The sequence below is a fragment of the Mesorhizobium sp. M4A.F.Ca.ET.020.02.1.1 genome, assembly GCF_004022645.1.
In the GTDB taxonomy this organism is placed as follows: Bacteria; Pseudomonadota; Alphaproteobacteria; order Rhizobiales; family Rhizobiaceae; genus Mesorhizobium.
Genome location: NZ_RZOI01000289.1, coordinates 1 through 6,929 on the forward strand (window position 1 = coordinate 1; position 6,929 = coordinate 6,929).

Consider the following 6,929-nt stretch of genomic DNA (forward strand, 5'->3'; position numbering starts at 1 on the left):
CGGTCAAGGTCGATCGCGCCGACGCCTACGATCTCTACGGCTCGGCGGTCTGACGCAAAATATGCGGCAAATGAAAGGCCGCCCCGAGGGCGGCCTTTCATTTCAATGTCCGACCGTCGCTTACTGCGGCAGCTTGTCGTCGACGCCCTTGACGTAGAAATTCATGCCGAGCAGCGTACCGTCGTCTGCGACTTCGCCGTCCTTCAACCAGGGCGAGCCGTCCTGCTTGGCGATCGGCCCGGTGAAGGGGTTCCAGCCATCGGCGATCTTCTTGGTGGTCGCCTCGGCCATCGCCTTGACGTCGTCGGGCATGTTGGTGAACGGCGCAAGCTTGACGGCGCCGTCCTTGATGCCCAGCCATACATTGTCCGGCTTCCAGGTGCCGTCGATGGCAGCCTGGACGCGGCTGATGTAGTACGGCCCCCATTCGTCGGTAAGCGAGGTGAGCTGCGCGTTCGGCGCGAACTTGATCATGTCCGAGGACTGGCCGAATCCGTGCAGCTTGCGCTCCTCCGCCACCTGCAGCGCGGCGGTGGAATCGGTGTGCTGGACGATGATGTCTGCGCCCTGGTCGAACAGCGCCTTGGCGGCGTCGGCTTCCTTGCCCGGATCGAACCACGAGTTCACCCAGACGATCTTGGCCTTGAAGTTCGGGTTGACCGACTGCGCGCCGAGCATGAAGGAGTTGATGCCCATCACCACTTCGGGGATCGGGAAGGACACGATGTAGCCGGCGACGCCGGCCTTCGATTCCTTGGCGGCGATCTGGCCGAGGACGTAGCGCCCTTCATAGAAGCGCGCATTGTAGATGCCGAGATTGTCGCCGGTCTTGTAGCCAGTGGCGTGCTCGAACATCACCTTCGGGAATTTCTTGGCCACCTTCACTTCGGCATCCATGAAGCCGAAGGAGGTGCCGAAGATGAGCTTGCAGCCTTCGCGCGCCAGGCGCTCGAAGGCGCGGTCGGCGTCGGGGCCTTCCGAGACGTTCTCCAGATAAGCGGTCTCGACCTTGTCGCCGAGCGCCTTCTCCACCTCGAGGCGGCCCTGGTCGTGCTGGTAGGAATAGCCGAAGTCGCCGATCGGGCCCGTATAGACCCAGCACGCCTTGAGCTTGTCGGCGGCTTCGGCCGTTGCCGCCAGCGAAATGGCCGCGGTCGTGGTCATCAGGGCAATAAGCAATTTTTTCATCGTGTTACCTCTCTGAGTTAAGCCTTGGAGCTTCCCGTCTTTTTGTTTGTTGTCAACGATCCGGAACGAATGGCTGCCCCAAGGAAGCCGGCGTGTTCATCATCGTCAGACGCTTGTTGCGCGAGATTAGAACGAGAACCACGACGGTTGCCAGATAGGGCAGCGAAGAAAGCATCTGCGACGGTATCGGAATGCCAAAAGCCTGTGCATGAAGCTGGCCGATCCACACCGCGCCGAAGATGTAGGCGCCGGCCAGCACCCGCCACGGCCGCCAGGAGGCGAACACCACCAGCGCCAGCGCGATCCAGCCGCGCCCCGCGGTCATGTTCTCCACCCATTGCGGCGTGTACACCAGCGACAGGTGTCCGCCCGCAAGACCGGCGCAGGCGCCGCCGAAGATCACCGCCAGATAGCGGTAGCGGATGACGTGGATGCCCAGCGCATGCGCCGAAGAGTGGCTGTCGCCGATCGAGCGGAGCGTCAGACCGGTGCGGGTCCTGAACAGGAACCACGTGACGGCGGCGGTCAGCGCGATCGAGATGTAGAAGACCGGATCCTGGCCGAAGATGAGCTTGCCGACGACCGGGATCGAGCTCAGGCCGGGAATGTCGAGATTGGGCAGGCGCTGGCCGGGCTGGCCGACGAAACTCGTTCCCATCATGCCGGAGAGACCGAGGCCGAGCAATGTCAGCGACAGGCCGGTCGCCACCTGGTTGGTGGCCAGCGACAGCGTCATGACGGCAAACAGCAGCGAGAACAGCGCCCCCACGGCGATCGCGGCGAGCAGGCCGATCCAGGGCGAACCGGTGAGATAGCCGGCGCCGAAGCCGCCGACGGCGCCCATGATCATCATGCCCTCGACGCCGAGGTTGAGGACGCCGGAGCGCTCGACCACCAGTTCGCCGATTGCCGCGATGAGCAGCGGCGTCGCCGCGGTGGCGATGGTCAAAAGAATGTTGACGGTGATTTCCATCAGCGTGCCTCCTCCAGCTTGGGCGCGGCCTCGAGCTTTGGCGCGGCAAAGCCGATCAGACGAATGCGGTAGTGGATGAGCGTGTCGCAGCCGAGCACGAAGAAAAGAAGCATGCCCTGGAACACGCGCGCCACCTTGTCGGAGATGCCGAGCGCGCTCTGCACGGCCTCGCCGCCGAGATAGGTCAGCGCCAGAACAAGGCCCGCGGCGATGATGCCGAGCGGGTTGAGCCGGCCGAGGAAGGCGACGATAATGGCGGTGAAGCCATAACCAGGAGAGATCACGGGCTGCAGCTGGTTGATCGCGCCTGAGACTTCCGAGATACCGGCCAGGCCGGCAAGCGCCCCCGACAACAGGAAGGTGAAGAACACCATGCGGTTGAAGCCGAAGCCGGCGAAGCGCCCTGCCCTCGGGCTGGAGCCCAGCACGCGGACCTCGAAGCCCTTCAGCATGCGGCCCATCAGCAGCCAGATCAGCACGGCGGCGACCAGGGCGAAGACGAAGCCCCAATTGGCGCGCCCGGCGTCAGGCATCAGTTCGGGCAGGATGGCGGAGTCGCCGAACTGGATGGTCTGCGGGAAGCCATGGCCTTGCGGATCGCGCCACGGGCCCCGCACCAGCCAGTCGAGGAAGAGCTGTGCGACGTAGACCAGCATCAGGCTGGTCAGGATCTCGTTTGTGCTGAAGCGCGTCTTCAGCAGTGCCGGGATGGCGGCATAGACTGCACCGCCGAACATGCCGAGGATAAGCATCAGCGGCAGCACCAGCGGGCCTTCGAAATGGGGGAACAGCACCGGGATGATCGAGCCGAAAATGGCGCCGAAGATCAGCTGCCCCTCGGCGCCGATGTTCCAGATATTGGCCCGGTAGCAGACCGACAGGCCGACCGCGATCAGGATCAGCGGAGCGGCCTTGATCGCCAACTCGTGCAACTGCCAGACCTGGCTGATCGGCTCGATGAAATAGATCTTGAAGGCATTGAGCGGATTGACGCCGAGCAGCGCGAACAGGATGGCCCCGGCGATCATCGTCAACGCGAAGGCGATGAAGGGCGACAGCATCGAAAACAGCGCCGAGCGCTGCGGGCGTTTGACGAGTTCGAGGCGCATCATGCCGTCTCCAGCGTGTGTTCGGCGTGGCCGGGCTCGGCGCCGCCCATCAAGAGGCCGATCTTCTCGAAGGTCGCTTCGGCGATCGGTAGCGGTTTCGACAATTCGCCATTGTGCATCACCGCGATTGCATCCGAGATCTCGAACAACTCGTCGAGGTCCTGGCTGATGACCAGCACCGCCGAGCCGCTGCGTGCCAGTTCGATCAGCGCCTGGCGGATGTGGGCCGCGGCACCGGCATCGACCCCCCAGGTCGGCTGGTTGACCACCATGACGCTCGGCTTGCGGTCGAGTTCGCGGCCGACGATGAATTTCTGTAAGTTGCCGCCGGACAATGCCGCGGCTTCCGGATCGGGCGCGCTCTTGCGAACGTCCATCACCTCGATGATACGCTGGGAAGCAGCGTAGATGGCGGCGCTCTTGACCATGCCGCCAGAGCCGACAAAGGCCTTGCCGTCGGTGGCGTGGCGCGACAGTAGCAGGTTTTCCGAGAGCTTCATGCGCGGCGCGGCACCATGGCCAAGCCGCTCCTCCGGCACGAAGGCCGCGCCCATCAGCCGCCTGCCGGTGATGGTGAGGCCGCCGGCGTCCTTGCCGCGGATGCGCACCGAGCCGGCATCCGGCTGCATCGCCTCGCCGGAGACGGATTCGAAGAATTCGCCCTGGCCATTGCCGGCGACGCCGGCGATGCCGATCACCTCGCCGGCGCGCACGGTGAGGTTGATGTTCCTCAGCGGGATCGAGAACGGCGTCGCCGGCTTGCGGGTCAGCGCGCGGATCTCGAGCAGCGCCGGCGCCATCTCGATGCCTTCGGCCGGCGCGCGCACCACCGCCTTGACCTCGGTGCCAACCATCATGCGGGCGAGCGAGGCGGCGGTCTCCTGGCGCGGGTTGCAATGGCCGACCACCTTGCCGTGGCGCAGCACCGTGGCGCGGTCGCAGATACGTTTGACCTCTTCCAGCCGGTGCGAGATGTAGAGGATCGACTTGCCTTCCGAGCGCAGCCTTTCCAGCGTCTCGAACAGCTTGTCGGCTTCCTGCGGCGTCAGCACCGATGTCGGTTCGTCGAGGATGATCAGCTGCGGTGTCTGCAGCAGGCAGCGGATGATCTCGATGCGCTGGCGTTCGCCGACCGAGAGGTCGCCGACCAGCGATTCAGGATCGAGCGGCAGGCCGTAGCTGTAGGAGAGCGCCCTCGCCTTGGCGGCGATGCTGCTGATCGGCGAGCCGTCATCCAGCGACAGCGCGATGTTCTCCGCCGCGGTCAACGCCTCGAAGAGCGAGAAATGCTGGAACACCATGCCGATGCCGAGCTTCTTGGCGGCGCCCGGGTTGGTGATCCGGACTGGCTGGCCGTCCCAGAAGATCTCACCCGAATTCGGCTCCAGCGAACCGAATAGCATCTTGACCAGCGTCGACTTGCCAGCGCCGTTCTCGCCGAGCAGGGCGTGGATCTCGCCCTTGGCGATGTTGAGGTCGATATGGTTACACGCCGTCAGCGTGCCGAAAATCTTGGTCAGCCCACGAACTTCAAGCAGATTCGCGCTGTCGTGATTTGCACTCACAGTGCCTCCCATCTGGTTGCCAGATATGTTCTGTGTTCCCGCAAGCATCGTATGCGCTGCCGGCTGTTGGCGGAAAGCGGCACGCGACTTGAAAGAGCTTCAAGAATTTCAGCGGAAACTCAAGCGGTAAAAAAGTACCTTGCAAAGCCGGTGAAAGTGGATGGCCGGCTTTGCCAACTATCAATGCTTTCCACCGCGGCAAGCCGCCAGGAACGGCGGCATCAGGGGATCAGAACGGTGGTGCCTGTCGTGCGCCTTCCCTCGAGATCGGAGTGTGCCTTGCCGGCGTCCTTCAACTGGTAGCGCTGGTTGATCTTGATCTCGACCGCACCGCTCTGCACGACGCCGAACAGGGCCTCGGCCGACGCCACGAGGTCTTCGCGCCTGGCGTTGTAGACGAACAGCGTCGGCCTTGTGGCGTATAGCGAGCCCTTCTGCGCCAGGAGCGACATAGAGAAGGGCGGGATCGGCCCGGAGGACTGGCCGAAGCTGACGAACATGCCGAGCGGCTTCAGGCAGTCGAGCGAAGCGGGGAACGTATCGTTGCCGACGGAATCGTAGACGACATCGCACTTTTTGCCGCCGGTTATGGCGGCGACACCGGCGACGAAATCGTGCTCCTTGTAGTTGATGACATGGTCGAAGCCGTGCGCCTTGGCGAGCTCGATCTTGTCCGCGGAGCTTGCCGTGCCGATGACCGTGGCGCCGAGATGCTTGGCCCACTGTCCGAGGATCAGGCCGACGCCGCCGGCCGCCGCATGGAACAGGATAGTGTCGCCCGCCTTCACCTTGAAGGTGCGGCGCAAAAGATACTCGGCCGTCATGCCTTTCAGCATCATCCCCGCCGCCTGCTCGTCGCCGATGCCATCGGGCACCTTCACCACACGGTCGGCGGCGATGACCCGCTGCTCGGCATAGGCGCCGACATTGACGGCATAGGCGATGCGGTCGCCGGCCTTCAGCCAGTCGACGTCGGCGCCGACCGACAGCACCACGCCGGCCGCCTCGCCGCCGGGGATCAGCGGAAAGCCGCCGGGCGGAGGATAGAGGCCCGAGCGATGATAGACATCGATGAAATTGAGGCCGATCGCGGTGTGCCTGATCAGGACCTGCCCGGCCCCGGGCTGGCCCGGATCGGCATCCTCATAGGTCAGTACTTCCGGGCCGCCATGGGCGTGGATGCGGATCGCTTTGGGCATTGGGCAGTCTCTCTTGGGATCAAGCCGTCTTGGGAACCGGCTTTCGCAGGAATCAGTCTTTTCCGGCGCCCGGCTTGGCGCCGAGCTTTGGAAAGACCTGCATGATACCGCCGATGCAGGCGAGGTAAAGTCCGGTCACGGTGATACCGACCTTGGTGAAGACGCTGACCTGCTCGCCCAGCACGCCGATCTGGTCGTAGAAGGCGGCGAGTGCCGCCTGCGCCAGTGCCAGCGCACCGAAGGCACACCACAGCAGCGTCATGCCGAGATTGACCGGCCTCAGCCGCACCACGCGAACCGGATGAATGAAGTTGATCGGCACGAAGGTGAGGATGCCGGCGACCACCACCACGGCGAAGGAAACCCATTGCCCCGGCTCGATGACGAAGAGCGTGAACACCACCATGTTCCAGACGACCGGGAAGCCCTTGAAGAAATTCTCCTTCGTCTTCATGCCGGTGTCGGCATAGTAGATCGCGCTGGAGACCACGATGATCGCCGCCGACAGGAACGACAGCTTTTCGCCCATGAAGCCGCGCTGATAGAGCGCGAAGGCCGGGATGAGCACATAGGTCACGTAGTCGATGATGTTGTCGAGAAGTTCGCCCGACCATGTCGGCAGAATCTCCTTGACCTCAAGTTTCCTGGCGATCGGACCATCGATGCCGTCGACGAACAGCGCCAGCCCCAGCCACCAGAACATCGCCGTCCAGCGTTGCTCGCTCGCCGCGACCAGCGACAGGAAGGCCAGGAACGAGCCGGAAGCAGTCAGAAGGTGAACCGAGAACGCACGCGCCTGCGGCCACGTCACCTTCTTCTTCGGTCGCGGAATCCGGTCGGCGATTTTCTTGGCGGCTTTCCTCGCCGCAGTGTTCTTGCTCACGGGCCCCGCCAG

At 63.9% G+C, this 6,929-nt stretch carries 6 protein-coding genes; all 6 read right to left on the bottom strand.

All coding sequences use genetic code 11. The features are described 5' to 3' along the window. Positions 1–120 precede the first annotated feature (120 nt). The 6 genes from EN742_RS18525 to pcsA all read right to left on the bottom strand — a co-directional run bounded on the left by EN742_RS18525 (position 121) and on the right by pcsA (position 6,917). Positions 121–1,188, bottom strand: a complete 1,068-nt coding sequence (locus tag EN742_RS18525) for a BMP family ABC transporter substrate-binding protein (RefSeq protein ID WP_126054544.1) — start codon at positions 1,186–1,188, stop codon at positions 121–123. Positions 1,189–1,240: 52 nt separating this feature from the next. Continuing rightward, positions 1,241–2,161, bottom strand: coding sequence for an ABC transporter permease (locus EN742_RS18530; protein WP_126054543.1), 921 nt, complete (start codon positions 2,159–2,161; stop codon positions 1,241–1,243). Continuing rightward, entirely contained in the window at positions 2,161–3,273 is a 1,113-nt protein-coding gene (locus tag EN742_RS18535) for an ABC transporter permease (protein ID WP_126054542.1), read from the bottom strand. Before EN742_RS18535 ends, EN742_RS18530 begins: the two co-directional genes overlap by 1 nt. Next, positions 3,270–4,847 carry an ABC transporter ATP-binding protein gene (locus EN742_RS18540; protein ID WP_189363177.1) on the bottom strand — a complete coding sequence of 526 codons (1,578 nt, stop codon included), beginning with the start codon at positions 4,845–4,847 and terminating at the stop codon, positions 3,270–3,272. The genes EN742_RS18535 and EN742_RS18540 overlap by 4 nt, the downstream gene beginning before the upstream one ends. A gap of 209 nt (positions 4,848–5,056) precedes the next feature. Then, positions 5,057–6,034, bottom strand: coding sequence for a quinone oxidoreductase (locus EN742_RS18545; RefSeq protein ID WP_127406551.1), 978 nt, complete (start codon positions 6,032–6,034; stop codon positions 5,057–5,059). Between the two features lie 52 nt (positions 6,035–6,086). Next, entirely contained in the window at positions 6,087–6,917 is an 831-nt protein-coding gene (gene pcsA / locus EN742_RS18550; protein ID WP_126054539.1) for a phosphatidylcholine synthase, read from the bottom strand. Between the last annotated feature and the right edge of the window lie 12 nt (positions 6,918–6,929).

What these genes read in the sequence shown, in the direction of transcription:
- EN742_RS18530 (WP_126054543.1), bottom strand. Translation starts at nt 2,161, where the DNA reads ATGGAAATCACCGTCAACATTCTTTTGACCATCGCCACCGCGGCGACG.
- EN742_RS18525 (WP_126054544.1), bottom strand. Translation starts at nt 1,188, where the DNA reads ATGAAAAAATTGCTTATTGCCCTGATGACCACGACCGCGGCCATTTCG.
- EN742_RS18540 (WP_189363177.1), bottom strand. Translation starts at nt 4,847, where the DNA reads ATGGGAGGCACTGTGAGTGCAAATCACGACAGCGCGAATCTGCTTGAA.
- EN742_RS18535 (WP_126054542.1), bottom strand. Translation starts at nt 3,273, where the DNA reads ATGATGCGCCTCGAACTCGTCAAACGCCCGCAGCGCTCGGCGCTGTTT.
- EN742_RS18545 (WP_127406551.1), bottom strand. Translation starts at nt 6,034, where the DNA reads ATGCCCAAAGCGATCCGCATCCACGCCCATGGCGGCCCGGAAGTACTG.